This is a genomic window from Singulisphaera rosea (genome assembly GCF_054877945.1).
Genome location: NZ_JBTYIP020000010.1, coordinates 282,862 through 308,915, shown reverse-complemented (window position 1 = coordinate 308,915; position 26,054 = coordinate 282,862). Strand labels below are relative to the sequence as shown.

Genomic DNA, 26,054 nt, shown 5'->3' with positions numbered 1-26,054 from the left:
GTTTGGGGGGGGGGGGGTGTTTTCCCCCCCCCCCCCCCTTTGGGGGGGGGGGGGTTTTCCTCCCCGACTTCTTTTTGGTCTGAGAGCCGTTTGGATGATGCCACCCGCGTGTGAACCGCTCCGGGCAAACGTTCGATCGAAGCAGCAGAGGTCCGGTCCTCGGCAGTCTATGGTCGAAGGATGAGCGATATGTTCTGGAATGAAAATTTATGAAAACGGAGGTTGATTGAGGCCTGGAACGCGGCGGTCCTCCCCGCGCGATCCAGGCCCTTTCCATCCCCCGAGGGCTCTCGTATACTGAGGCCCGCTCATCCAGAACCAGGGGTCGTGCAACACAGGACCGTCGCCGTGCCGAACGTCCTCGTGACGGATTCTACGTTCGAAGACTTGGGCATCGAGCGGGCGATCCTCGAGCCGCTCGGAGGCTCGGTCGTGTCGTGCCAGTGTCGCCGCCCCGAGGAGCTCCTCGACGTGGTCGGTGACGCCGACTACGTGCTCACGCAATTCGCACCGATAAATGCGCAGGTGATCGGGGCGATGGGCAAGGCGAAGCTCGTCGTGCGATATGGGATCGGCGTGGACAACGTCGACCTCGAGGCGGCGCGGGGGCGTGGGATCCCGGTCTGCAACGTCCCCGATTACTGCATCGACGAGGTCGCCGACCATACCCTCGGGCTCATCCTCTCGGCGACCCGGCAGCTCCCCGCGAACGGGAGGAAGGTCCGCGAAGGGAGTTGGGGGTTGGCCGGATCGCTCGACCGACTGCGGACCTTGCGCGACCAGACGGTCGGGGTCGTCGGCTTCGGCCGGATCGGCCGCGAGGTTGTCGGCCGGCTCCGAGGCTTCAAGAGCCGGATCCTCGTGTTCGACCCGTACGTCCCCGGCTCGGAGGTCGAACGCCTCGGCGCCGAGGCGGTGACGCTCGACGCCCTGCTGGCCGAGAGCGACGTCGTGACGCTCCACTGCCCGTCCACGCCGCAGACGCGACGGCTGATCGACGCATCAGCGTTTGCGAAGATGAAGCCGGGGGCGATCCTCGTGAACGTCGCCCGGGGCGACGTCGTCGACGGGCCTGCGCTGATTGAGGCTCTCCGCCAGGGGACGCTCTCGAACGCGATGCTCGACGTCGCCGACGTCGAGCCCCTCCCGGCCGACAGCCCGTTGCGGACGCTCGATAACGTCCTCGTGACTTCGCACATCGCCTCCGCGAGCCCCAAGGCCGTCCGCACCCTCCGCGAGACGGCCGCGGGCCTGGTCGCCCGGGCGATCCGGGGCGAGCCTCCCATTAATGTTGTGAACATGAAAGTCTGATTTTTGTAGGGCGGGCATCGCCCACCACGCCTTCCGGTCGGCGTTGTCCACCCTACGAAAACCATTCGTTTCCGATCCTGATCACCGGAGTGTCGCATGAAGTTGGTTCGGTATGCCGATGCGGGCGGTCGGATCCACCACGGTCGTTTGCACCCGGACGGCTCGACGACCGTGGTCGAGGGGGACCTGTTCGGGACGTACCGGGATTCGGGCACGCCGGCGGACGTCGCCAAGGTGCTCGCGCCGATCGTCCCGGCGGACATCCTCTGCATCGGGCTCAACTACCGGAGGCACGCCGAAGAGGGGAAGCAGCCGATCCCCGAGTGGCCGGTCCTGTTCATGAAGTCGGGTGGGACGTTGCAGAACCCGGGCGACCCGATCGTGCTTCCCAGGCACCTGCGGAGTGACGCGGTCGACTACGAGTGCGAGCTCGCGGTCGTGATCGGCAAGCCCTGTAAGAACGTCGCGAAGGCCGACGCCCTCAACTACGTGCTCGGCTACACCTGCGCCAACGACGTCAGTGCGCGGGACTGGCAGATGCAAAAGGGGGGGACGCAGTGGTGCCGGGGCAAGACGTTCGCCACGTTCGCCCCGATGGGCCCCTGCCTCGTGACGGCCGACGAGATCCCCAACCCGAACGCGCTCAAGATCCGGACCGTGCTCAACGGCGACGTGATGCAGGACTGGAACACCGACGACATGATCTTCGACGTCCCGACCCTGATCGAGTTCCTCAGCGGGAGCACCCTGCTCTTGCCCGGGACCGTCATCCTGACCGGGACACCGCATGGCGTGGGCGGGGCGAGGAAGCCCCCGGTGTTCCTGAAGGCCGGCGACTCGGTCACGGTCGAGATCGAGCGGATCGGGGAACTGACGAACCCGGTCGTGGACGAGTCGGCCTGAGTCTGTCTCGAAACCCGGTTTTTTCTCCAGAACCGGGTTTCTGACTCACTCGACGCCGACAACCCCTCGTGAGAAATCGTCGACTACTGGCAAAGAAACCCGGTTCTGAAGAAAAAATCGGGCTTCGAGATTTGGGCTGGGGCTTCGAGGCGGGCCGGAGGATTCTCAAACGTGTCGGAACGACCAGACCCCGAATCGGCCGGGAGCCCGCCGGTCACGATCCCCCCGACCTGCCTGCCGGACTGGGGGGTGGCGGACCTGCCCGAGCCCGAGCGGCTCCAATGGCGGCACTGGACCCGGTTCGTCGGGCCCGGGATCGTGATGATGGGGACCCAGATCGGCGGCGGGGAGTGGCTCTTCGGGCCCGAGATCACCGCCCGATACGGCGGCGGCCTGATGTGGATCGCCACGATCGCCATCGTCGTCCAGGTCTTCTACAACCTCGAGTGCGGGCGCTACGCGCTGTACTGCGGCGAGCCGATCTTCACGGGGTTTCTTCGCTTGAAGCCGGGGCCGACGTTCTGGGTCTTCGTCTTCTTGCTGATGAGCGTCGGCACGGTCATCCCCGGCCTCGCCTCGCACGGGGGGGCGGTCATGGCGTCGCTCTACCTCGGCCGGCCGGCGGGCGAGGCCGATCGGCCGCTCGTGATGGGGCTGGCGTATCTGTGCCTCGTGATCGTGGTCATCCCCACGCTGTTCGGGGGGCGTGTGTACAACACGCTCCAGGCGGTCATGTCCGTGAAGATGGTCGTCGTCCTCGGCTTCAGCCTGCTCCTGGGCGTCCTCTTCGTCGGCCCCGAGAACTGGTGGAACGTCGTCAGCGGGTTCGCCAAGTTCGGGACGGTCCCGGTCAAGGACGCCCAGGGGCATGAGACGGCGGTCAACGTCTTCGCCCACTACGTCCAACACGGCGCCTGGCCGATCGTCTCGCTGGCGAACATCGCGGTCCTCGGGGCGTTCGCCGGATATGCCGGGGGCGGCGGGCTGGGTAACTCGCTCTACAGCAACTTCGTCCGCGACAAGGGATGGGGGATGGGGAGCCGCGTCGGCGCGATCCCGAGCGCGATCGGGGGCAAGAACGTCACGCTCAGCCACCTCGGCAAGGTCTTCCCGATGAGCGCCGAGAACCTCAGGCGCTGGGCCGGGTGGTGGAAGTACATCTTCGTCGACCAGGTCGTCCTCTGGGTCCCCGGCTGCTTCATCGGCATGGCCCTCCCGGCGCTCCTCTCGCTCGAGTTCTCGCCGCACTCGGCCCTGTACGGCCACGGCCAGACGCTCGACTGGGCACAGGCCGTGATCTCGGCCGACGGCCTGCGGCACTACCCCGAATTGGGCCCCGTGCTCGCCAAGCTGCTCTGGACGATGATGCTCATCGTCGGCCTGATGGTGCTGCTGCCGAGCCAGATGTCGATCGTCGACGAGGTCAGCCGGCGCTGGACCGACGTCATCTGGTCGGCCAACTCCCGAGTCAGGGACAGCCTGGGCGGAGACCAGGTCAAGTACATCTATTATTCGATCCTGTCGCTCTACGTCGTCTGGTGCATCGTGAGCCTGTATCTGTTCACGCATTACGGGACGCCGAAGCTGATGACGCTGGTGATCGCCAACCTCGGGAACATGACGATCGGGGTGACGTCGTTCATGCTTTTGCACGTGAATCGGCGTCTGATCGCCGCACCGGTGGGCCCGCGCTGGTATCATCAGCTCGGCCTGCTCTCATGCGGGCTGTTCTACATGGGGCTGGCGTGCCTGGTCTTCGTCCAGAAGCAGCTCCCGGTCATGCTCGGTTGGTTCCGGTCCTGAGGCGACGGCCGACGAGTGAGATGAGGTGCGGTGGTTCCCCCGGCCCGGCCGGGGGTGGCGAACGAGGGGTTCTCGGCCCATGGCGACGGCGACTCGAGCGAAGGGGCTGGAAGCGGGGGGGCTCCTGGCCTTCTACCGCCGGATGCAGTTGATCCGCCGTTGCGAAGAGCACCTGGCGCGGCTGCATCAGCGGGGCCTGATCCACGGGGCCTGCCATACCTACGTCGGCGAGGAGGCGATCGCGACCGGCGTCTGCGCCCACCTCGGGCCCGACGACGTCGTCTTCAGCACCCACCGGGGCCACGGGCACGCGTTGGCGAAAGGGGTCGAGCCGGAGGCCCTCGTCGCCGAGCTCCTCGGTCGCGCGAACGGCTGCTCGAGGGGGCGCGGGGGGAGCATGCACCTCTTCTCCCCCGAGGTCGGCATGATGGGGACCAGCGGGATCGTCGGCCCCTGCATCCTCCAGGCGGCCGGGGCCGGCTACAGCGCCAAGCTCCTCGACTCGGGCCTGGTCGCGGTCGCCTTCTTCGGCGACGGCGCCGTCAACAACGGCGCCTTCCACGAAGGCCTGAACCTGGCCGGCATCTGGAAGCTCCCGGTCCTCTTTGTCTGCGAAAACAACGGGTTCGCCACCGAAGTCCCGCTGACTTACTCGAGCGCCAACCCCTCGGTCGCGGGTCGGGCGGCTTCGTATGGCCTGCCCGGCGTCGAGGTCGACGGCAACGACATCCTCGCCGTCTCCGACGTCGCTCGCGAGGCCGTCGGACGCGCGAGGCGAGGCGAAGGGGCGACGCTGATCGAGTGCAAGACGTATCGCACTCGCCCCCACGCCGAGGGGATGGGCGACTACACCTACCGGACTCGCGAGGAAGTCGAGGTCTGGAAGACGCGCTGCCCGATCCAGCGGCTCCGCTCAACCTTGCTCGACGGGGCCCTCGCCGACGAGGCCGAGCTCTCGGCGATCGACGAGGAGGTCGAGGCCGAGGTCCTCGACGCGATCCGGGCCGCGGAGGCCGGCCCCTGGCCCGACCCCGCCTCGGCGGCCGAACACATCTACGCCCCGGAGTCCCCCGACGCCGCTCGCAGCCTCGTCTCTTCCCCCGCCGCTCGCGAAATCCCGGTCATGAAGGCGACCCTCGAGGCCCTCTCGGACGCGATGGACCGGGATCCGACGATCTTCGTGATGGGCGAGGGGATCGGCAAGCGCGGGGGGAACTTCGCGACCACGACCGGCCTGTACGACCGCCACGGGCCGGTCCGGCTTTGCGACACCCCGATCTGCGAGCGAGGCTTCGTCGGCCTGGCCACGGGGGCCGCGATGACCGGGACGAGGCCGGTGATCGACTTCATGTTCGCCGACTTCGTGCTCGACGCCGTCGGCGAGATCCTCAACCAGATCGCCAAGGTCCAGTACATGAGCAGCGGCCGGCTCAAAATGCCGGTCCTCTTGCGGGGGTGCGTCGGGATCGGGCACTCGGCCGCGACGCACCACTCGGGCAACTACTACGCGATGTACGCCCACTTCCCCGGCCTCCGCGTGGTCGTCCCGTCGAGCGCGTACGACGCGAAGGGCCTCCTGGCGAGGGCGCTCCGGTGCGACGACCCGGTCCTCTTCCTCGAGCACCGCGAGGTCCTCTCGATCAAGGGGCCGGTGCCGGAGGAACCTTATGAGATCGAGTTCGGCCGCGCGGCCGTCGTCCGCGAAGGGTCGGACGTCACCGTCGTCGCGCTGGCCCTGATGGTCCACCAGACGCTCAAGGCCGCCGAGGTCCTCCAGGCCGAAGGGATCTCGGTCGAGCTGATCGACCCGAGGACGATCGCCCCGCTGGACTTCGCGACGATCCTCGCCTCGGTCCGCAAGACCGGCCGCCTGCTCATCGTCGACGAGGCGTTCGCCCCCTTCGGCGTCGGCGCCGAGATCGCCGCGAGGATGGCGGACGAAGGCTTCGACGACCTCGATGCGCCGATCCGACGGCTCAACGGGGTCCACACGCCGACCCCGTATAGCCCCCCGCTGGAGGCGGCCGTCGTCCCGAACCCGGAGTCGATCGCCCGGGCGATCCGCGCCTTGATCCTCGAGTAAGCGAGCCCGGCACCACCATGGCCATCGAAATCACGATCCCCCGCCTCGGCTGGAACATGGACGAGGGCGTCTTCGCCGGCTGGCTCAAGCAGGACGGCGAGGCCGTCCGGGTCGGCGACGCCCTCTTCAGCCTCGAGGGGGAGAAGGCGACCCAGGACATCGAGTCGTTCGACCAGGGGGTCCTCCGGATCCCCCCCAGTGCCCCGAACGCCGGCGACCGCGTCCTCGTCGGCGCGGTGATCGGCTATCTTGTCGCCCCCGGAGACCCCGACCCGGTCGACGACCGATCCCCGGCCGTTGCGGTCTCGGCATCCTTGGCCTCTCCACGCCAGCCGGTGCCCTCTGCCTCGTCCCCAACATCGAGGCCCGGCCGCGACCGGCCGAGGATCTCCCCCCTGGCCCGCCGGATCGCTCGCGAACTCGGCGTCGACATCTCCACGATCCGAGGGAGCGGCTGTACCGGCCGGATCCGGAAGGTTGACGTCCTCGAGGCCTCGAAGGTGAAAGGGACGCACGCCATCCCCACGCGTCCCGACGTCGAGGCCCCTGCTCCTCGCACGCTCCCCGTCGGGGCGATCCGCCGGACGATCGCGGCCCGGATGGTCGAGAGCCGACAAGCGACGGCGCCCGTCACCCTGTCGACCTCGGCCGACGTGACGAACCTCGTCAACCTCCGCGAGCAGTTCAAGGCCTTGGCCGCGGCTCCAGGCTCCGGGCGTGAGGTCCCGAGCTATACCGACTTCCTCGTCAAGCTCGCCGCCCAGGCACTCCGAGACCATCCCTCGCTGAACGCCCGGTGGTCCGACGACCGGATCGAGCTCCTCGACGACATCCACGTCGGGATCGCCGTCGACACCGAGGCCGGCCTTATGGTCCCTGTGGTCCGCGACGCGGGCAAGCTCGGGCTCGGCCAGCTCGTCGCCTCCTCACGCGACCTCATCCGCAGGGCCCGCGAGCAACGGCTCAAGGCGTCCGAGATGCAAGGTGGGACGTTCACGATCACCAACCTCGGGGCGTTCGGGATCGAATCCTTCACCCCGATCATCAATCTCCCCGAGTGTGCCATCCTCGGCATGGGCCGCATCCATCGCCAGCCCGTGATGGTCGGCGACCAGGTCGTCGGCCGCGATCGGATGAGCCTGAGCCTGACCTTCGACCACCGCATCGTCGACGGCGCCCCGGCCGCCCGCTTCCTCCAAGCACTTGTGCTGCTGATCGAAAACCCTGCCCCTTGGCTGATTGCGTAGATGGGTTTTAGGGCCACAGATTGAATTCGGGGATTTCTTGACCACGGATCGAACACGGATGAAACGCGGATAAGAAAAAGAAAAAACGATCATCCGCAGATGACGCAGATGGACACGGATTAAATTTGATAAATCAAAAATTTGATTTTCATCTGCGGATAAATCCGTCTTTTCTTATTCGTGTTTCATCCGTGTTCGATCCGTGGCTGAAGAATCTCCTGCCTTTCAGGGGAGATTTTTTATGCGTTGCGACTTGTCCGGCAAGGTCTGTCTCGTGACGGGGGCTGCGCGGGGGATTGGCCAGGCGATCGCCGACGGGTTCGCGGCGAACGGCGGGCGGGTCATTTATACGGACGTGGATGCCGAAGGGGCCCGGGCGGCCTCGGGCTTGGTCGAAGGGTCGCACTGGCGGGGGCTCGACGTTACGAAACCGGAGCAGATCGAGGAGGTCGTCGCGTGGGCGGTCGAGTCGTTCGGCCGGCTCGACGTGGTCGTGAACAACGCCGGGATCAACACGCTCGCCCATCGCGTGACGATCGACGCCTTCCCCCGCGAGGAGTGGGACCGCATCGTCTCGGTCGACCTGACCGGGCTCTACGAGGTCAGTCGGTGCTCGGCGCGGGTGATGAAGGCCCAAGGTTCGGGGCGGATCATCAACATCTCTTCGATCGCCGGCCTCGTCCCGCTCCGGCTCCAATGTGCCTTCGTCGCGGCGAAGGCGGGGGTCGTCAACCTGACCAAGGCGATGGCCCTGGAACTCGGCCCGCACGGGATCCTCGTCAACGGCATCGCCCCCGGCTCGACCTTGACCGAAGGGACGCGCAAGCTCTTCTACGACGAGTCGGGCCTGTTCCACGACTCGGTCAAGAGCATGATCGCCCACATCCCGCTCGGCCGCCCCGGCGAGACCCGCGAGATCGCCGTCGCCGCGCTCTTCCTCGCCGACCCCGAGAACAGCTACATGAACGGCCACATCCTCACCGTCGACGGCGGCTGGACCGCCGGCTACTCGCGCGAGTTCTGAACCGTTCGGCCCGAGGCCAAAGCGTTGCCTCTCGCGGCGAATCCTGGATCGGTGCGGGTGCGGGTGGGCCAATCAATCGAGAGGTCGGTCCTCGCGGCCAGGGCCGGCGGGGCGGGGATTGCCTCACTCGACGCCTTGGGGTGGGGACGCGACCGGGGTAGGACCGCCCTTCGTGCGGGGATGGGGGGCGTAGCCGTGGCGCCTGGCGACCTCCCAGAGCGGTCCGGAGCCAAGGCATTCCTCATCTTCCGGCGACAACCTCGGCGGGAGCCCGAGCCAACCTCGCCGCCGGGTCGCGAAGACGTCGGGGTCGAACTCGTCGAGGGTGCATCCCAGGAACCCGGCGATCCTGGCCGTGGTGGCCGATGGCGAGTCGGTCAGGTCTTCATATTTGATCAGGAGGTGGGGGACGGGGATTGTCCCGAGGAAGGTCGTGGCGATCCGGATCCAGTTCTCCAGGAAGGGGCGAGGGCCGCCGACCTCGTCGAGGAGCCCCGCCTTGATCGGCCAGACCCCTGTCGCCCGGGCCGACGCGAGGCAATCCGCCGGGTGCCGCACCAGCAGCAGGAAGCGGGCGCCGGGGTAGAGCCGGTGGAGGAATTGCGCCGTCGTGATGTCGTGCCGAACCTCCTTGAATCCCCATCGGCTCTTGCCCATTCCTCGGGTTGGTGCGCCATAGTAGGCGTCCAGGAGCTCTCTCATCCCCGCGTCGAAGGCGACGACGGGCGGGTTCATGACGGCCATCCAGGCATCGCTCCCGCGTTTCTCGAAGTCCTCGAGGTGTTTCCGGCCGTAGGCCTGGAGCCCTTCGACGATCCGTCGGCCGGTCGCCAGGACGTCGAGCAGGGCGTGGTTCTCTCCCCAGATCAGGATCTCGGGATGGGAGCTGAGCCAGCGTTGGAGGAGCGTGCTGCCGGATCGCCAGCCCGCCGAGAGGATGAATATCGGGCTTGGGTCGGTGACGGGTTCTGTGCCCACGGTCCGCTCGCCCTCCGGGGGTTCTCCGCGAGCCCGGCCGATCGGCCGGTCGCGGGACGTCGGGGACACCGGCCGAAGGTCGGCCGGCCTCCGCACCGAGGCTCGCGGCGCCCGAGACCTCGGCCGGGCAACGGACGCCCGGGGCCGGGTCGGCCGCCGCGCCGACACGTTCGACGGATCAATGTATCCTGGGGAGCCTTGCAAGAGATTACGTGGCACCGTTGCCGAGGTCAACGGACGCCTCCTCGAGAGCCTCGGCTCGCCGCGGGGTCCGCGTGGCGCGGGCTAGAATGGGAAATTCGGGATTTTCCTGTTGGTGATGCATCAAGAGCTTTTGGAAATGGACATGCTCGATATGCATTAAGGAAATCTTCGGTTTTTCCTTGACGGAGAAGGCCTCCGCGGCCAAACTCACCGCGTGTGCCATCTTGCTCCGGGAAGCCGGCTTAGGCGGCTATCTTTGGCGGCCGGGGCGGCGTGCGCACCACCTCTTCCTCCTTGCCGATCCGGGCGGGCCCATGTCAACCGAGTCGACCCCGAAGGGGCGGATCGCCGAGCTGGACTCGCTCCGAGGCGGAGGGGCGATCGCGATCATGGCCTTTCACCTCTGGCCCTCGACCTTCTTCTGGGGATGGACTCGCGTCGATTTTTTCTTCGTCCTCTCGGGCTTCTTGATCACCCGGACGGTGTTGAATCGGCCGGGTGCGGCCGAGTACCGGAGGTTCCTCGGGCGCCGGGCGCTGCGGATCTGGCCGGCCTACTTCCTCGCCCTGGCGGTCGTGGTGGCCACGGATCAACTCGCGTGGTCGGGCGAGCGTTGGGCCGGATTCTGGCGGCACGTGGTCTTCCTGCAGAACGTGCCGCTCTGCTGGGGCGGGGCCTCGCCGCCATTCCACCCGGCGTTCGTCCACACCTGGAGCCTCGCGCTCGAGGAGCAGTTCTACTTGATCTGGCCGGTCCTGGTCCGGCTGGTAGGCCGGCGATACCTGCCCGTGCTGGCGGCGGCGGTGGTCGTCAACTCGGTGGCGGCGCGCTGCTGCGGTGTCCATCCGTGGACCTTGCCGGCTCGTTGCGACGGGTTCGCGCTCGGGGCCCTGCTGGGGGTCGTGTTGCCGGAGCTCGGGGCGAGCGAAGGCCGCGGCGGCCGCCTCACTCCGGCCCTCTGGACGACCGCGGCGGCGGCGGCCGTCGCTCTGGTCGCCTGCTTGTCCGACCCCGAGGTCGACCGCCAGGGGTTCGATCGCCCGCTCCTCCCCCGAGGCGGCCTGGAGGTCTTCGCCGTCAACGTGCTCTATGCCTCGCTCATCGGCCTCGTCATCCTCCACGCCGGTCGCCCGGCGCTGCGAGTCTTGCGGATGCGTTGGCTCTCGTCGCTGGGGACGGTGAGCTACGGGATCTATCTGTATTCGTACCTCGTGACGTACTTCCTGGTTTCCCGGGCCCCCGAGCGGAGCATCGCCTCGGCGTCCTGGCCCGAGTGGTTGGTGCCGCCGGTGTCGGTCGCCGTCGCCGCCGTCTCCTGGCGGTTCTTCGAAAGGCCCCTCTCTCGAGTCCGATGGGCCGGGACACTCCCGGCTGGCCGACACTTCCGGCCGACGGGCCACGCGTGATCTCCTCATGAATAAGCCTCGGGGGAAATTCTCATGAATGCCCGTCCTCGACCCGGATTCACCCTGATCGAGTTACTGGTCGTGATCGCGATCATCGGCGTGCTGACCGGGATCTTGCTGGTGGCCGTGCAAGGGGCACGCGAGTCGGCACGTCGGGTGCAGTGCGTGGGGCATCTGGCCCAGATCGCGCTGGGAGTCGCGAACTATCACGCGACCTGGCACAAGCTGCCGATGGGCGAGATGCCCGGCTACTTCTCGCCGAACGTCGCGATCCTGCCCTACGTCGAACAATCCGCGCTTTACAACAGCATCAACTTCATCGTCATCAACACGCCCGGCCACGCCGCGGGGGGGAAGGCGGCGACCTGGACGAACGCCCTCAGCGAGACGGTGGGCCAGACGCGGGTCGGCTTGTACGTGTGCCCTTCGGAGATCCATACGGGGCTCGCATCGCCCGGATCGACCAACGAGCATCGCAGCTACTGGGCGGCGAACTACGCCTGGAACTCGGGTTCGTGGTGGCCGCTGAACCGGCGATGGGACGGCCTGTTCGGCCGCTCGGCGTATCTGGACCCGCTGAAGCCCCTCCCCCCCGACCCCCCGCTCGGGGCGATCGGCCTCGAATCCTGCACCGATGGGGCGAGCCAGACGCTCCTGGTCGCCGAGGTCGCCAACGGCCCGATCGACGCGAACGCCGGCCGGACGAAGTTCTCGGATTGCTACGAGGTCCCGCTCCTGACGGCGAATTCGACCGCCGCGGAGGCCCTGGCCGCGTGCGACGCGGTCGACTGGAAGCAAGGGGCGATCCCCTGGAGCGGTGCCTGGCGCTACAAGGGCTACCCCTGGCTCGAAGGGACGCTTTGGCGCACCTGGTTCAACACGCTCCGCGGGCCGAACCGGACGTGCTGCTCGGAGGGGGACCATGGCCCGAACAACGGCGACCGCAACTGGTGGTTCATGCTCAAGCCCGCGTCGTCGTATCACCCCGGACGCGTCAACGTCGCCCTCGCCGATGGGAGCGTCCGCTCCGTCGCCGACACCGTGGCGCCTGCGGTCTGGCAGGCGTTGGGCACGAGGGCCGGCAACGAGGTGATCGGCGAGTATTGAGGGCCGGTACGCTTCCCGGGAGATCCGGGGGCACGACCGGACGGCCTGCCGTTCGGCCACGTCCCGGCTCCTGCGGCGTCAACACTCCCGAGGCGGGAGGCGGGGGGTGAGTGAGATGACGGGGCGATGGTGGGCCTTGCTGGGTTCGTTCGCGGCGTTCGGCGCCTGGCTGCGAGGCCGAGGGCTGGGGGCCCGCAGCCTCTGGTTCAACGAGGCCGTCTCGGCGAGTGCGCTCGACTTCTCGCCCGAGGAAATCCTGCGGCGTTGCGCCGAGGCGGATTCGGTCCATCCGCCGCTGCACTTCCTCCTCTTACAACTCTGGGCGACCCTCTTCGGCTCCTCGGACGTGGCGCTGCGAGTCCCGGCGTTGCTGGCCGGGGTGGCGGTCATCGTGGGCGTTGCCCTCCTGGCCCGCGAGCTAGCCGCCCTACCGGGCAAGGGGGAGGCCCACCCGGGGGGCGTCTCGCTGCTCGCGGCGGCCCTCGTCACCTTGAGCCCGTTGCAGATCCAGCTTTCGCAACAAGTGCGCGGCTACAGCCTCGCGGAGGCGCTCCTGGTCTTCGGGGGCTGGGCCGCGCTGCGGGCCCTGCGAGGGCCGGAGACGGGCCTGTCGTGGTGGGCCACCTCCGCCCTGCTCTCCGCCTCGGCCTGTTACACGCACCACCTGGCCATCCTCTTCGTGGCCGCCGAGGGATTGTTCGTGGGGGCCTACCTCGGCCTTGGCTGGGCCTCCGGCGTCGCGGCGGCCCGCGACCGCGTCGCGCCGGCCGCCAAGGGGGCCGGGCTCTTCGCGGTGGCCTACCTGCTCCCCTACACGGCCAGGTTCCTGGCCCAGAGCGAGGTCTTGCGACACGGCTATGACAAGCCCTTGACGTCCTCGGACGTCCCCAATGAAGTGGCCCGGGCCCTCCTCGCGACCTTCGACAGCGTGGCGACGCCCGATCCCGCGGTCGTCCCCTGGGTGTGCGGGGGCCTGGCGGCCGGCCTCGCCTTCCTGGCCGCCCGAGGCGGATGGCGGGAGTGGTTCGTGGTGATCACCGGCGTCGTCCCGGTCGCGATCATGACGGTCTACTCGCTCGCGTCGAACCGGAGTCTCCTCCTGACTCGCTACTTCTGCTTCGTCCACCTCGCCTGGGTGATCGGCCTGGCCCTCCTGGTGTTTCGGCTCCCGAACGGGGCCCGGGCGTTGGTCGCGGCCCTGGCCCTGGTCGTCGGCGTCGTCGCCGTCGTCGACAACGACGACGCGATCGGCCCCTCGGCGAACCCGGGGATCCGGGGCGCGTTGGCGTTCGTCCTCGAGCGGCGCCTTCCCGGCGAGCTGATCGTCTCCCGATCACCGTTCACGTTCTTCGGCGTGCGGCACTACACCCGAGGGCGGGCGCAGGCGCTCCTCTGCGTCGACCGGCCCGGCCGCGAGCACCAGCGGGGATCGGAGCACCTCCGGGACGACGACTTGATCACGCCCGACCGCCTCCTCGCGTCGGCGAGCCGGGGGGTCTGGTTCATCTCCAGCGAGTCCTACCAGTCCCAACTGATCCAAAGGTTCGTGCCGCCTTCCCCCTGGCGCAAGGACAACGCCTGGTCGTTCGACCAGGATTATCCCTTCGAAGGCCCGATCGTCATCGAGCACTACGAGGCTCCGGAGGCCCCGGCTCCGCCCGGAGCTCCCGGGGGGCCGCGATGAGCCGCCCGGGCGTTGCGGGCCGGGGATCCGCCGTGCCTCGGCCGATCTTCCTGAGCTTCGACGTCGAGGAGTTCGACCTCCCGACGGAGTACGGCCAGGAGCTCGAGAGCAAGGAGCAGCTCCGCCTCGGCCTGGCCGGCCTGGAGGTCGTCGTCGACCTGCTCGGCCGCCGGGGGATCCCCGCGACGTTCTTCGTCACGGCCCGCTTCGCCGCCGCATTCCCGAGGGCCGTCCGGGGCCTGGCCGACGGGCCCCACGAGGTCGCCTCGCATGGCCTCCGGCATGTGGAGTTCGTCCCGGCCGACCTCGGGCGGTCGCGCCGGGTCCTGGAGCGAATCGCCGGCGTCCCGGTGGCCGGGTTCCGGAGCCCTCGCCTCAAGCGGACCGACCCGGCGCTCATCGAGGCGGCCGGGTATCGGTACAGCTCGTCGGAGAACCCCACGTGGATCCCCGGCCGCTACAACAACCTCCGCCGCCCCAGGACGGCGTACCGGACCGGGGCCCTCTGGAACGTGCCGGTCTCGGTCACGCCGATCGTCCGACTCCCGCTCTTCTGGCTCGCGTTCAAGAACGCCCCCCCCGCCGCGTTCCGGGCGGCCAGCGTGTGGACCTTGAAGAATGATGGATACTTGAACATTTTCTTCCATCCTTGGGAGTTCCTCCCGCTCCGGGGGTTTCGCATGCCCGCCGTCTCGAGGCGGGTCGACGGCGATCGGCTCGTCCAGCGCCTCGACGCTTACCTCGAGTGGCTGGGCCGCCGAGCCCGGTTCCTCACCCTGGGCGCGTTCGAGGGCGAGGTCGCGCGGGGCCTCGATGGACCGTGAGAGGGCGTCGGGATCAGTCCCCGGCGGCGATCGTCGAGAGGGCCCTCATCACCTTCGGGTCGGGTTTGGAGGCGATGTTGCGGACCGAGCCGTCGGCCATCAAGACCAGCCCCCCCTCGAACGCGTCGATGGGGCGGACGGTCGACGGCCCGTTCCGGGCCCAGGGGCCGCGGCGGCTCCGGATTTCCATCACCATCGCGGTGTTCGACATCCCGTCCCGGACCTCGGCCGGTTTCGCGACCCGACGGTAGCCGAAGAAACCCCGGGTCGGGTCCCGGCTCTCCTCGGGGAGCTCGGGCGAGGCCGGCCCGGCGCCCGAGACGCCCGCATACCCGGTGAGGGCGGCCCCCGATGGGTCGCGGAGCTCCCCCTTGGCGTCCATCTCGGGCGTCACGAGCGGGTCGACCAACTCGCCGACCGCGTCCCGGTTCGCCGGGTCGTCCCAGGGGCGATCGTCGCCGTCCGTGGCCGCGGATCGGATCGCGTCGAAGAGGTCGCCCCGGCCGAGATAGGGGAGGATGGGGATGATCCAACTCGCCTGGCGATCGAGCGGGAGTCGCGAACGCGCCTTCGACGGACGAGTCGCCCTGGCCTCTCGCTCATTCGCGACGCCTAGCCCGAAGAGCTTCAGCTGCGTCGTGGCCTCGTCCGCGGGGACCGGGCCTTTGTCCCCCTCTCCCGGGATCGCCCGGGGCACGGCCGGGCTTGCGAGCGGCGAGGCGGGGCCGACGGCCCGGGTCGATCTCGGTTTCGGTCTCGCCTCCGGAGGTGGGACGGCCCGGCGGACGCCGGGGGGCGGGGTGGACGTCGACCACCAGAACATCGCGGCGGCGAGCCCAAAGGCGGCGGCGGCCGCGGCGGGGAGCGTGGAGCGTTGGAGGAGGCTCATGGTCGGGCCTTTCCTGGAGCGCATCGCCAATCGGGGCACCAGCCGGTCGTGACCTGGCGGAGGTCCGTGCCGTCTCGCCCGATCGACCAGATGGCCATGATGTCCCCGGGGGGATTGGCCGGCGGCCTCCTGGCGTGGTCGCGATTGATCCAACGCGCGAAGAGGATCCGTTCGCCGTCGGGCGACCAGCAGATCGGGCCGGCGAAGAGGTCCGTCGCCCGAAAGACCAGCCGGGGGGCTCCGCCCTCGAGCTCGCGGACCACGAGTGCCATCCCGGTCGCGAATCGGCCCGGGTCGATCAGGCCGTCACGTCCGTCGGGCTTCCAGCTCGAGTCGATCGAGGCGAAGGACCGGCCGTCGGGCGAGTAGCGGGGGACCAGGGGGCCGAGGCCTCTCGCCGGGGGGACCCGAGAGATCAGGCCGCCCCCCTTCGGCTCGGCCGGCTCCGTGCCCGGGGGGGTATCGGGCCGGCCGGCGTTCCGCTCGACCTCGGCGGCGCCCTCCTCGATGTCGAGCTCGAAGAGGCCAGCGGTCCTCCTCTGAAGGTCTCGGGACGAGCTCCAGGAGACGAGCAGTCGCTTCCCGTCGGGCGACCAGTCTTGGGGCACCCAGAGGCCCCGGCGGCGGAGGACCCGACGCTCCGACGGCCCGTCGAGCCGGTGGACGATCACCGTCGTCTGCGGGGTATCGTCGGCTTGCCCAGGGGCCGTGGGGTCGGCGACCGGCGAGTGGGGATAGGCGAACGACCGGGCGTCGGGCGACCAGCAGAAGATCTCCTCGCTGTCGGGCGTGATCAGCCGCGTCGGCCCCCCCTCGGTCCGCCCGAGGTGGAGGAGGAACCGGGGCGCGATCCCGGCGCGAGGATTCGCGGGGAGGCTGCGGTCGACCGCCCATGAGAGGTAGAGCCGAGTGTCCGGGCTCAGCCGGCTCCAGTGCGGCTCGCGGTACCAGGTCGTCCCCTCGGGGAGCCCGGGGCTGTTCGGGAGCTCCCCGCCGAAGACCGACGCGACCTTTCCCCCGTCGGGCTGCATCCGGTAGAGGACGTTCCCCCCGGTCCGGTGCGAGAGGAAGAGGATCTGCCCCTCGTCCGCCTCGCCGGCCCTCGCCTCGGCCGAGACGATGGCCAGTGGGATGATGATGAGGAAATGGGTGATCCGCATGGGGATTCCTCCGGCGAGCGGGGCCGGTCCGCGGCCCGTTCGGGCGTGGCTCGAGGGCCTGGCGATTGACGGACGGAGTTCGGCTGAGAAGGGAGACGGGGTCGTGATCGATGGCTCGGTGGTGGCCCCAACATCGCCGACCGATCGCCGATTTCAGCGTATCGGGGCCTCCACCCGTCCGCAAGCGTGGGGTTCCCCTCGGTAGGCCGACCCGGGGAGGCCGGGGAGGTCGTGGTAGCGTCCGAGGAGGTCGTTGACGCGGACCCTCACGACTCCGAGCAGCATCGAGCATGACCTCCTCACGAGGTTGAGCGTCGACGTCTTGTAGCGGTGGTTGATCGTGAGCCGGACGTCCCGCTCGGCGACCGAGAGCCCGAGCCGATGCGCGAGGAAGAGCAGCTCGGCGTCGAAGGCCATGTTGTCCAGGCTCGAGCGATCGAAGAGGATGTCGGCGACCGGGGTACGGAAGGCCTTGATCCCGGACTGGGTGTCGCGGAAGGGGAGTTTCAGGACGCACCTGACGAACGCGTTGAAGGCCGTCCCGAGGCAGGGCCTCCGGCCCGAGAACGGTCCCCCCGGCGATCGTGAGCGGACGCCGATGGCGAGGTCATGCGTCTCGAGGGCACGCTCGAGCTCGAGGAGCTCCTCGGGGCCGTAGGCGAGGTCGCCGTCGAGGAATCCGACCGCGTCGGCCTCGAAGTGGGCCCGGCAGAACCGGAGTCCGGAGCGGACGGCCCGGGCCTTCCCCCGGTTCCTCTCCTCCACGACGAGGTAGATCGCCCGCGAGGCCGACGCCCGAATCCTCTCGGTCAAGATCTCCCTCGTCCCGTCGGTCGAGCCGTCGTCGACGAAGACGAACGCGAAGCCCGCGAACGAGGAGGCGAAGGCCGCGACGGCCTCGAACGCGTCCCGGACCGTACTCGCCTCGTTGTAGATCGGCAGCACGACGGCGAACCTGGTCCGGGTCGCGTTCGGCATCGGGAAGGCTTCGCGGCCTGGCGTCCGCCCGTCGAAGGCGATCCGCCGGACCGCCCGGCTCCGCACGCATTCCCAATTGGCCGAGGGGCCCCTGGGGCACGCCAGGGATGGCCGGAGCCGGGCGGACAGGTAGCCCAGGCCGTAACCGACGTGCATCGCGAGCAGGTAGAACGGGGCGGCGGCCGCTTCCGCGACGCCGGCGAAGACCCGGACGGCCCGCGCCGCCAGGGCGAAGACCACCGCGCCGTAGACCACCAGGGGGGCGATCGCGACCACCGCGAGACCGTCCGACCACGCCGCCACGGGTAGCGCGGCGAGGTTGAGGACCAGTCCTGCCGGCAGCGCGGCGACGAGATTGCCGTGCCCCGGGCCGCGGACCTGGCACGTCCCCTTGTGGAAGTTCTCCGCCAGGAGGTGGAAGAGACCGGTCCGCTCGTCGTGGAGGATCCCCGTCTCGGGGACGAACCGGGGGCGGACCCCCTGTCGGGTGACGGCGTGGCTCAGCTCCGTGTCCTCGTTCGTCCCCGGGGTCGCGAACCCGCCGAGGTCGAGCAGCAGTTGCCTCCGGGCCCCCATGTTCCCGGCGCAAGGGTAATAGTCCAGGCCGAGGGAACGTCGAGGGTCAATCCCGCCGCCGCCGCCGAACCGGCTGGCCATCAGGAACCCGACGCAACGTCCCGAGAGGTGGCGCGCACGGAGATAGTCGATGGGACCGCCCGCGAATTCGGTCGCCGAGTCGCGGAAGGCCGAGGCCCAGGCCTCGAGCCAGGCGGGCCCGGGGACACAATCCGAGTCGGTGTTGAGCACCACCTCGCCCCTGGCGAACGCCAGGCCGAGCTGCCGGGCCCCGCCGGGTCCCTGATTGGGCTGGCGGAGATAGACGAGGCGAAGGTCCCCCTCCTCCGACGCACGCTCGACGATGGGGAGGAGGTCGACCGTCGAGCCGTCGTCGCAGACCACGACTTCGAATCGGTCGTGCGGGAAGGATTGGCGACCGAGGGCCTCCAGGAGCCGGCCGAGCTCCTCGGCGCGATTGAAGACGGGGACCACCACCGAAATTGCCGGAGGCGCGCCCGGGGCGAGGTCGTCGGGGGGGGCCGGGGGCGTCGACCGGAGGTTGGGCATCATCGGCTGGGTCCGTTCGATGAAGACTCTGGCAACGTGCGGGATAGGGCTTGAGCCACTGGCTTTGCACGCCCTTTGGCCCGAGCCCGCGACGCGAGCCGGGCCGAGCCGAGCGGAGCGGGAGGGCGAGGCCGGGCCGGTCACTCCCGAGGCCCCGAAGGGAGGCCGACGAGCTCCCCCTTGCCGAGCCCTTCGGACGCCCGGCCCGGATCGAGCGCCTCGCGTCGAGACCGAGGACCAGGGCCGTGGGGTCTGGGCCAAGCGAATGGCGGCCGAGACGCGAGGCGTCGGACGGCAAGTTGCACCGCGAGGAAACCCAGCCCTACCTCGAGGCAACAGGCGGCCGCCACCAGGGACGGCGGCACGAACGGCGGGCGGGTGCCGATCGCCTCGAAGAGCACGGATTGCTGGACCCAAGGGGCGAAGCAGATGAAAGCTGTGAGCACGTTCTCTGGTAGTGGGAGCCAGGGGGTCAGTGCTATCAGAACCAAGGGGCCGAATTGGGACATCGCCAGGATCATGCCCTGGCCGATCAACGCGCCCCGAGGGGTCGGGGCGAAGCTCGAGACCAGGAATCCGAGGGAACTCATGAAGAAGACGTAGGTGCAGAAGAGGACGATGACCCCGAGGCCCACCAGGAGCCGGACCGAGACGGGGACCGGGACCGTCCCGTTCGCCAGGCACCACCACGTGATGAGCGGGAGCAGGACGATAGCGGGCGCGGCCCCCCTCAGGTACGCCCATTGCTTCGAGGCGACCAGGTGTCCGGCGCCGATGTCGGCGAGCGCGAGCGGTTCGAGCATCCCACGCGATCGTTCGTCGGCGATCGACACGCTGGCGCGAAGGCCGTTGACGACTCCCCAGGTCACGATGATGATCAGGAGGTAGCCGAACGAGGCCTCGGCTAGGCCCGCGAATCCACGCCCTCGGCCCCACATCGGGATCGCCACCACGAGCAAAAACGCCGCCGTAATCAACCAGGTCCGTGCGACCGACCGGCGCGCCCGCCGGGAGCGGAAGGCGCGCCAAAAGATGGGGTTGTCGCCGACGTCGATCCGCCGGTCGAGGCGAGGCTGGCCCCTCGGCGGATCCTTGGAGAACGGACGGCTGAGGAACTCCGCGGGTTCCCGAAGGATTGTGGCCACGCCCCAGGCGAGCAGGCCCGTGAGCGCCACCGAAATTGCGCAGAAGATGATGGAACGGGGCCAGCCAAAGCCTCTCGCCGACGTTTCGAAGAGGGACTCCAGGAGGGTGGTCGGCCGCAGCACGTCCAGGGCTTGCCCGACCACGGGGGCCTTGCCCAGGGCGCTTGGCGCCAGGTACCAGGCGGCCAGGAGTGTCGCGGCCGCCAGCGCGGCCGCCTGTGTGGTCCGCTGCGTTACTGCGGAGGCAAATAACCCCACGCCCGATGCGAACGCTGTCGCGCCGAGGAGGATGAGGTGGAAGAGGACCGGGGTGCGTGTGGGGAATGGGCCGGCCAGGGACGAGGCAAGGTGGATGGGCAGGAACACTGCCGAGAGGAGGGCCGCCGGCGCGACGGCCGCGGCGAGCTTGGCGGCGACGATCTCGGGCCCGGAGAGGTCGGTCAGCACGAGCGCATCCCAGGTCCCCGCCTGGCGCTCCCCGGCGATCGCCGAGGCCGCCCTCGCGCCGACGATCAGGACGGCCGCGATCGACTCCGCCCAGCAGAGGGCCTGATAGGCCCGGGCGGCCTCGAGGGCCTGGACTTGCCCCGAGGCCAGGGCCAGGCCGAGGCCGACCGCCGCGACGGCCCCGACGCCCACGAGCAGGAGGCTCGCCCTGCGGAAGAGATCGAGGGTTTCCCGCGTGAGGAGTTCAAGCATTCGTCGGCTCACCTTGCCAGGCTTCGAGATCCCGACGGGCCCTCCGTCCGGGCCCGTCCCGCGCCGAGGGCCGCCTTTCGAGGCCGCTCAGTCTCTCCCCGCGATCGTGCCGAGGGCCCGGAGGACCTTCGGGTTGGGCGACCCCTTGATCTCCTTGACCGACCCGTCGGCCATCAGCATCAGGCCCCCGCCGAAGGCTTCGATGGGCCGGATGGTCGAGGGTCCGTTGCGGGCCCAGGGGCCGAAGTCGCCCTGGACCTCGATCACCGCGGCCGTGTGCGCGAGGCCGTCGGTGACCGCCGAGAGGGGCTCGACCCGACCGTAGCCGAACAGCCCTCGCGAGGACATCCCCCGGCCCTTCGGCGCGTCGGGGCTCGGCCCCCCCGACCCCGAGACGCCGACGAGGGCGGTCAGGCCCCGGCCACTCGCGTCCCGGAACGTCTCCGGGTCGTCGGCGTGGCCCAGCACGAACGTGGTGATCACGGTCTCGACGACCCCTCGATTCGACGGGTCGTCCCAGGCGACGTCTTCCCCCGTCGTCTCCTGGCTGTGGAACCGGTCGGCCAGGTCGTTCCGGGCGAGGAAGGGGAGCAGCCGGGTGAGCCAGCTCGCCTGCTCCTCGACCGGCCTCCGGGACGCCGGTCTGCGGCTCGCGGGCTGCTGGGCGAAGTTGGCCACCGCGATGCCCAGCAGCTTCAGGTCGCGGGAGGCGGACGACCGGGACGACGGGGGCGCGTCGGACGACGCCCAGGACAGCCAGATCAGGGCGACGATGATGGTCGTCGGCAACCCCCAGCGGAGCGCACGCATTCGGTTCGGGCTCATGGTCTTCCCTCGCCGTTGCCTGGCCTTCGCGACGCGAGCGGGGTCGGATCCGTTCCTCGCCGGGTGTATCGCGAGAGCGTGACCACGCGAGGGACGGTGTCGTGTTCTGTCATCGTTTCCTGGAGGGTGTACGGACCTTCGACCGCGACGGGCGTCCCCTTGCCGGGCGCCTCGAAGACCCAGATCGTGGTGGCCCCTTCGAGGGGGCCGGGCGTCGGCCCGCCCAACTCGGCCTCCGCGATGGCAAACGGATAGAGAGAGGCGACGGTCGGTCGCTCGTTCAGGAGGATCGGCACCGACCCTCGGATAGCATGGGAGGCGGGGAGATACGTGAGGGGGGAGTTGCAGACGACCAGGTGCGAGGGCCTCGCCTCACGCCGGAGTCGGTCGATGCAACGCCCGATGCCGCCGGGGACCTCGCGGGCCGCCCAGACGTCGGCGGCGATCAGGGGGATGAGGACCCCGGCCGTCGCGGCGACCGCCAACGGGGCCGGGCGGACCCCGGCGAGCACCCGCGCGACCCCGACGCACGAGAACCCGAGCGACATCTGGAGGAATCGCGCGTGGAGCGTCGGGAGCCCGAGCGTCGCGCCGGTCGCATAAGCGATCACGCCGGGGACGACCAGGAGCGTGACCGCGAGCCGCTGGACGAGGTCTCGGCGCGCCGACCAGGCCAGTGCCACGAGCGCGACCATCGCGGCGAGGAGCATCGGCTCGTCACTCGAGGTCGGGAAGGCACCACCGCCGAGGAACGCGACCGGAGAGCTCCAGAAGTCGGCGAGATGGCGGACCGGGTTCGGGCGGAGGTGGGGGGCGATCAGCCAGAAGTTCCTCGACGCGACCCCAACCTGCCGGGCGAAGACCCCCAACCAGGGCGCGAAGGCGAGCCCGATCACGCCGTACGCCGCGGAGAGCGCGACGACCTCGCGACGCCAGGCCGGTCCTCGCCCCGACGCCCGCTCGACGATGCCGAACGCGGCGGCCGCGGCCAGGAACGCGAGCCCGAAGTAATGCGTGTAGGCGAGCGCCACGCCCGTGGCCACCAGCGCGAGTGTGGAGCGGGCCCGGGCCGACCCCCGGGTGAGCCACCCGAGGAGCGCCAACGCATGGGCGAAGCCGAGGGTCACGGCCAAGGGATAGGCCCTCGCCTCGCTCGTCGCGACGACGAGCGCCGGATTGGCCGCGACGAGCAGGGCCGCGATCCCCCCTGCCCCCGCCCACGCTCGAGATCCCTCCCCCTCGACGGTCGTCTCGCCCGGCGCCCATGCCGCGAGCCTGGCGGCCAGGAGGACCTGGGCCGCTCCCAGGGCGATCGACAGCCCGCGCAGGGCCGCGGACGAGTCGCCCGCGACCAGGGCGAACGCCTTCTCGACGACGAGGAACCCGGGGGGAAGGACGTCGGACTGCGAACGTCGGAGCATCTCGGCCCAACCGAAGGTGGTGAGCTTCCAGTCGGCGGCCTCGACGAGCCAGAACGATCGGGCGAGTGCCGGCGGGACCCGAAGCGCGACGGCCAGCGCGATCGCGGCGAACAGGGTGGCCCGCCGGATCGTGCTCATGCCGGTCTCCCGAGGTACGCCCGCCTCGCCGACTGCGCCGAGACCCACAACGCCGCGCCCGAGACGAGCAGCACATTCGCCCAGACGAACAGGTCGCGTGTGCCGGCCACCTTCGCCCGGATCCCCAGCGTCTTCACTTGCCGGACGCTCGACGTGACGGGGTCGGACGTCGGCGGCAGCTTGATGAGCTCGAGCTTGCGGATGTGGTCGGTGACGAGCGCCCCGTCGGGCACGTCGACCGCGAGCAGCGAGTCGTCGATGTCCGAGAGCTTCAGCGAGGTGATCCGATGGACCCGGCGGTGGGAGACCTTCCCCCAATTCTCCTTCAGGTCTTTCAGGCTGCAAAACTGCTCGACCACCTGCACGCGAGGGAGCCAGACCCCCGCCGGGCCGATCCGGATGTGGTCGAGGTTCTCGACCCGTCGGCGGAGCGGCTGGTCCAGGTACCACGAGGTCTCGCGGCGGAGGACGCTGCATCCCCGCTCCACGTCGACCCAGATCTTGTCGAATCCGGGATACTCGACCACGTGGCAAGGACGCCCATCGACGACCTCCGTGCTCGGGAGGACCCGGTAATGGCCCCGGTTCCGTCCGATCGCCTCCGGCAGCCACGGCTCGTTCTTGACGTTGTACTGCGTCGCGGTGACCACCTCGGGCAGTTCGATCCCGTCGTAGGTGTTGATGGAGAGAAAATCGGTATACATGTTGAAAATGAGGTGCCAAGAATTCAGGCCCGGGGTGATGTCGACGCCCATGTTGGTGCGGATCACGCCGACGCCGTCCTCGTATCCGCACCAACGCTTCAGGGGGGCCTCGCCCCGGAACCCGGGGTCGGAGCAGTAGGTGAAGATCCGGCCCCCCTTGCGGCCGTTGACCACGTCGATCCAGGGCCAGGCGAACTGCATGTCGCCGGTGAAGTTCTCGGCGGACACGCGATAAGACGCGTACCACTGCTTGTTGTCGACGAGGGCTTGTTTCCGACGCGCGAGGCCGGCCTCGATCTGGGATAGGCTCGAGGTCGCGGCCTTCTGCGCCTCGGCGGCCGGGGCGAAGGCCAGGTAGGTCAGCAGCAGGATCGTGGCCGGACGCGGGGAGTTCACGGGAGTTTACCTCGTCTTCGTCGGGCTCGAGGGGTGGAGGTACGCGTGGGGCTCGACGCCGCGGAGCAAGGCCAGCGCCCGGCCGGCGTGGGTCAGGGGGAAGCGGGCGTGGAAGCCGAGATCCGGGCTGCCGTCGAGCGAGCCGGTGTGCTCGCCGAAGTAGCGGATCGCCCGGGCGACGACCGCGTCGGCCGGGCGTTCGTCCTTCGGCGCGAGCGCGATCCATTCCAGGTGGTGCCCGGTTGCCGCCATCCGGTCGATCGGCAACGTGTATTGCACGCCCGACGGTTGCGGATCGCCCGACCAGTTGCGGTCCCAGCCCCCGCAGGGGAGTTGGGTCCGGTTGAGCTGGTCGGCATACTCGCGGAGGCGCTGGGAGATCCGGTGGCGCGTCGACTCCTGGAGGAAGGGGACGACCAGGTCGGCCCTCCGCAGGTTTACCAACCCGAAGGGGACGTGCATCCCTTCGCAGGCCCCTCGGCCGAACGGCTGGGCCACGAGCGCCTCGGCGACCTGATCGAGCGAACAATCCTGGCCGAACCGGTTGACCCAGGTCGACCGTGGCGGCAGGTAGCGCGCGTAGGCGCTGGCCGTGAACTCGAGCTCCTGGCCGCTCGAGAATCGGAGGAGTGAGTCGTGCAGGACGTCGCGGAGCGTGCCGGCCCGCCCGGACCGGGTGGCGACGGTCGTCGACAGCGGCATCCCGCACTCGCCCATGACCTGGAGGTACTTGTCGGGGTGGGTCGAGGCCGCGCGGCTCTCCAGGATGCGGTCCTGGTTGGTGACGACCCGGATGCCGTACTCGGACTCGAGGAGCAGGTCGTCGAGCTCTCGCCCGCCGAGCTCGTGGTAGACGCGGATGTCGCGCAGCATGCCGATCATCTGGTCGCTGCTAAACATCTGGTCGTGTTCATGTCCAATGTCTTTGAGGTTTCGAAAGTCGGAATCGGGACCCCAGAGCCGGAGCATGTGGAGGACCAGGGGGATGCCGACGGCCTGGAACCTCGGCAGGTTCATGCGGAGGACATGGTCGAGCTGGGCGTCGTCGACCTGGGCGGCGAAGTCGCCGTGCGGCCCGAAGGCGAGTGGTGTGGGGCGGCCGATCTCGGACGCGAGTCGCATGGCCGCCGCCGAGTCTCCGGCGGGGGCCCGGGTGCTGTGGATTTCCCTCGCGAGGAAGGGGGCGGCGAAGGCGCCGACCATCAGCGAGGAGAAGCCGAGGAGCCCCGCCATCCGGTGCTTGGTCACGGATTGGCCCCCAGGATCGCCGGGCCCCGGGCCGCCTCGACGCGGGAGGCTGTCGGGCGCCTCGAGAACGCGTAGATCTGGCACGCGACGACCCCGAAGAGCATGAGGCCCGTCAATCCCTTCGACGCCGCGATCGCGACCCGGAAGGGGGTGGCGGACGGGGGGATCAGGGCGTAGCCCGACCAGAGGGGCTCCAGGGTCGAGGGCTCGGCGTTATAGGTCGATCCCGTCGTGCCGTCGATGACCGCGAGGCGCCCCGCGCCGTCCCGGCCCGCCACGAGGATGTAATGGTCGCGATCGGACTTGCCCTTCTCGGAGAGCGATTGGTGCATGATAAACGGCGTCGGCAGGCTCGAGAGCTGGTCGGGGGTCGCGCGGATGACCGTCGTCTCGAGCCCGAAACGGCCGGCGAGTTGCCGCAGGTCCTCCAGCGATGCGCCCGAATCGCCGGGGGCGCCGGCCTCATCGAGCGACTCGCGTGGGGCCTTGATGTCGAACATCAACAGCATCGCCTGTAGCGCGTTCAGGCCGCAGTGCCCCTTGGCCTGCCATCGCCGTTCGAATCGCAGGGAGGGGGGCGTCTGGACCCCCTTGGGGTTGCTCCAGGTATACTTGTCGCCGGACTGGAGTCTCGGCGTCTCGGATGGGGCCTCCTGCCCGAGGGCGGTCGATGCGATCGCCATCCATCCCCATGCCGCCCGCAGCGTCCACTTCACTCGGCACCTCCCGGAGGTCCTCGGGCCAGGAATTGA

At 69.4% G+C, this 26,054-nt stretch carries 20 protein-coding genes; 10 read left to right on the top strand and 10 right to left on the bottom strand.

Annotated features, from left to right (window positions below):
• The first annotated feature begins 327 nt into the window (after positions 1-327).
• From ACYOEI_RS19230 to ACYOEI_RS19205, 6 genes are all read left to right on the top strand, one after another.
• The gene (locus tag ACYOEI_RS19230; protein WP_462851166.1) at positions 328-1,311 is read left to right on the top strand and encodes a C-terminal binding protein; all 984 of its coding nucleotides are present in this window, start codon (positions 328-330) and stop codon (positions 1,309-1,311) included.
• 96 nt (positions 1,312-1,407) lie between these two features.
• The gene (locus ACYOEI_RS19225; protein WP_462851165.1) at positions 1,408-2,214 is read left to right on the top strand and encodes a fumarylacetoacetate hydrolase family protein; all 807 of its coding nucleotides are present in this window, start codon (positions 1,408-1,410) and stop codon (positions 2,212-2,214) included.
• Between the two features lie 171 nt (positions 2,215-2,385).
• Positions 2,386-4,017 (top strand): Nramp family divalent metal transporter, encoded by a 1,632-nt coding sequence (locus ACYOEI_RS19220; protein ID WP_462851164.1) that lies wholly within the window; start codon positions 2,386-2,388, stop codon positions 4,015-4,017.
• A 79-nt stretch (positions 4,018-4,096) separates the two neighbouring features.
• Positions 4,097-6,100, top strand: a complete 2,004-nt coding sequence (locus tag ACYOEI_RS19215) for an alpha-ketoacid dehydrogenase subunit alpha/beta (RefSeq protein WP_462851163.1) — start codon at positions 4,097-4,099, stop codon at positions 6,098-6,100.
• Between the two features lie 17 nt (positions 6,101-6,117).
• Positions 6,118-7,347, top strand: coding sequence for a dihydrolipoamide acetyltransferase family protein (locus ACYOEI_RS19210; RefSeq protein WP_462851162.1), 1,230 nt, complete (start codon positions 6,118-6,120; stop codon positions 7,345-7,347).
• Between the two features lie 241 nt (positions 7,348-7,588).
• Positions 7,589-8,371, top strand: coding sequence for an SDR family NAD(P)-dependent oxidoreductase (locus tag ACYOEI_RS19205; protein ID WP_462851161.1), 783 nt, complete (start codon positions 7,589-7,591; stop codon positions 8,369-8,371).
• Between the two features lie 123 nt (positions 8,372-8,494).
• Here the strand turns inward: ACYOEI_RS19205 and ACYOEI_RS19200 are convergent, their stop codons facing one another.
• Positions 8,495-9,349, bottom strand: coding sequence for a sulfotransferase family protein (locus ACYOEI_RS19200; RefSeq protein WP_462851160.1), 855 nt, complete (start codon positions 9,347-9,349; stop codon positions 8,495-8,497).
• A gap of 518 nt (positions 9,350-9,867) precedes the next feature.
• Between ACYOEI_RS19200 and ACYOEI_RS19195 the strand changes: the two genes are divergently transcribed.
• From ACYOEI_RS19195 to ACYOEI_RS19180, 4 genes are all read left to right on the top strand, one after another.
• Positions 9,868-10,959 (top strand): acyltransferase family protein, encoded by a 1,092-nt coding sequence (locus ACYOEI_RS19195; protein WP_462851159.1) that lies wholly within the window; start codon positions 9,868-9,870, stop codon positions 10,957-10,959.
• Between the two features lie 33 nt (positions 10,960-10,992).
• Positions 10,993-12,066, top strand: a complete 1,074-nt coding sequence (locus ACYOEI_RS19190; RefSeq protein WP_462851158.1) for a DUF1559 family PulG-like putative transporter — start codon at positions 10,993-10,995, stop codon at positions 12,064-12,066.
• Between the two features lie 115 nt (positions 12,067-12,181).
• A complete protein-coding gene (locus ACYOEI_RS19185; RefSeq protein ID WP_462851171.1) occupies positions 12,182-13,750 on the top strand; it encodes a glycosyltransferase family 39 protein in 1,569 nt (522 codons plus the stop codon).
• Positions 13,747-14,574, top strand: coding sequence for a polysaccharide deacetylase family protein (locus ACYOEI_RS19180; RefSeq protein ID WP_462851157.1), 828 nt, complete (start codon positions 13,747-13,749; stop codon positions 14,572-14,574). The genes ACYOEI_RS19185 and ACYOEI_RS19180 overlap by 4 nt, the downstream gene beginning before the upstream one ends.
• A 13-nt stretch (positions 14,575-14,587) precedes the next feature.
• Here the strand turns inward: ACYOEI_RS19180 and ACYOEI_RS19175 are convergent, their stop codons facing one another.
• The 9 genes from ACYOEI_RS19175 to ACYOEI_RS19135 all read right to left on the bottom strand — a co-directional run bounded on the left by ACYOEI_RS19175 (position 14,588) and on the right by ACYOEI_RS19135 (position 26,018).
• A complete protein-coding gene (locus ACYOEI_RS19175) occupies positions 14,588-15,463 on the bottom strand; it encodes a DUF1559 family PulG-like putative transporter (RefSeq protein WP_462851156.1) in 876 nt (291 codons plus the stop codon).
• A complete protein-coding gene (locus ACYOEI_RS19170) occupies positions 15,460-16,623 on the bottom strand; it encodes a TolB family protein (RefSeq protein ID WP_462851155.1) in 1,164 nt (387 codons plus the stop codon). The genes ACYOEI_RS19175 and ACYOEI_RS19170 overlap by 4 nt, the downstream gene beginning before the upstream one ends.
• A 153-nt stretch (positions 16,624-16,776) precedes the next feature.
• A complete protein-coding gene (locus tag ACYOEI_RS19165) occupies positions 16,777-18,729 on the bottom strand; it encodes a glycosyltransferase family 2 protein (protein ID WP_462851154.1) in 1,953 nt (650 codons plus the stop codon).
• A 137-nt stretch (positions 18,730-18,866) separates the two neighbouring features.
• Positions 18,867-20,570 (bottom strand): hypothetical protein, encoded by a 1,704-nt coding sequence (locus tag ACYOEI_RS19160; protein ID WP_462851153.1) that lies wholly within the window; start codon positions 20,568-20,570, stop codon positions 18,867-18,869.
• 87 nt (positions 20,571-20,657) lie between these two features.
• Entirely contained in the window at positions 20,658-21,395 is a 738-nt protein-coding gene (locus ACYOEI_RS19155; RefSeq protein WP_462851152.1) for a DUF1559 family PulG-like putative transporter, read from the bottom strand.
• On the bottom strand, positions 21,392-22,954 hold the full coding sequence (locus tag ACYOEI_RS19150) for a hypothetical protein (RefSeq protein WP_462851151.1): 1,563 nt from the start codon (positions 22,952-22,954) through the stop codon (positions 21,392-21,394). The genes ACYOEI_RS19155 and ACYOEI_RS19150 overlap by 4 nt, the downstream gene beginning before the upstream one ends.
• Entirely contained in the window at positions 22,951-24,054 is a 1,104-nt protein-coding gene (locus tag ACYOEI_RS19145) for a hypothetical protein (RefSeq protein WP_462851150.1), read from the bottom strand. The genes ACYOEI_RS19150 and ACYOEI_RS19145 overlap by 4 nt, the downstream gene beginning before the upstream one ends.
• Before the next feature lie 6 nt (positions 24,055-24,060).
• Entirely contained in the window at positions 24,061-25,302 is a 1,242-nt protein-coding gene (locus tag ACYOEI_RS19140; protein WP_462851149.1) for a hypothetical protein, read from the bottom strand.
• On the bottom strand, positions 25,299-26,018 hold the full coding sequence (locus tag ACYOEI_RS19135; RefSeq protein ID WP_462851148.1) for a cysteine peptidase family C39 domain-containing protein: 720 nt from the start codon (positions 26,016-26,018) through the stop codon (positions 25,299-25,301). Before ACYOEI_RS19135 ends, ACYOEI_RS19140 begins: the two co-directional genes overlap by 4 nt.
• Positions 26,019-26,054: the final 36 nt, after the last annotated feature.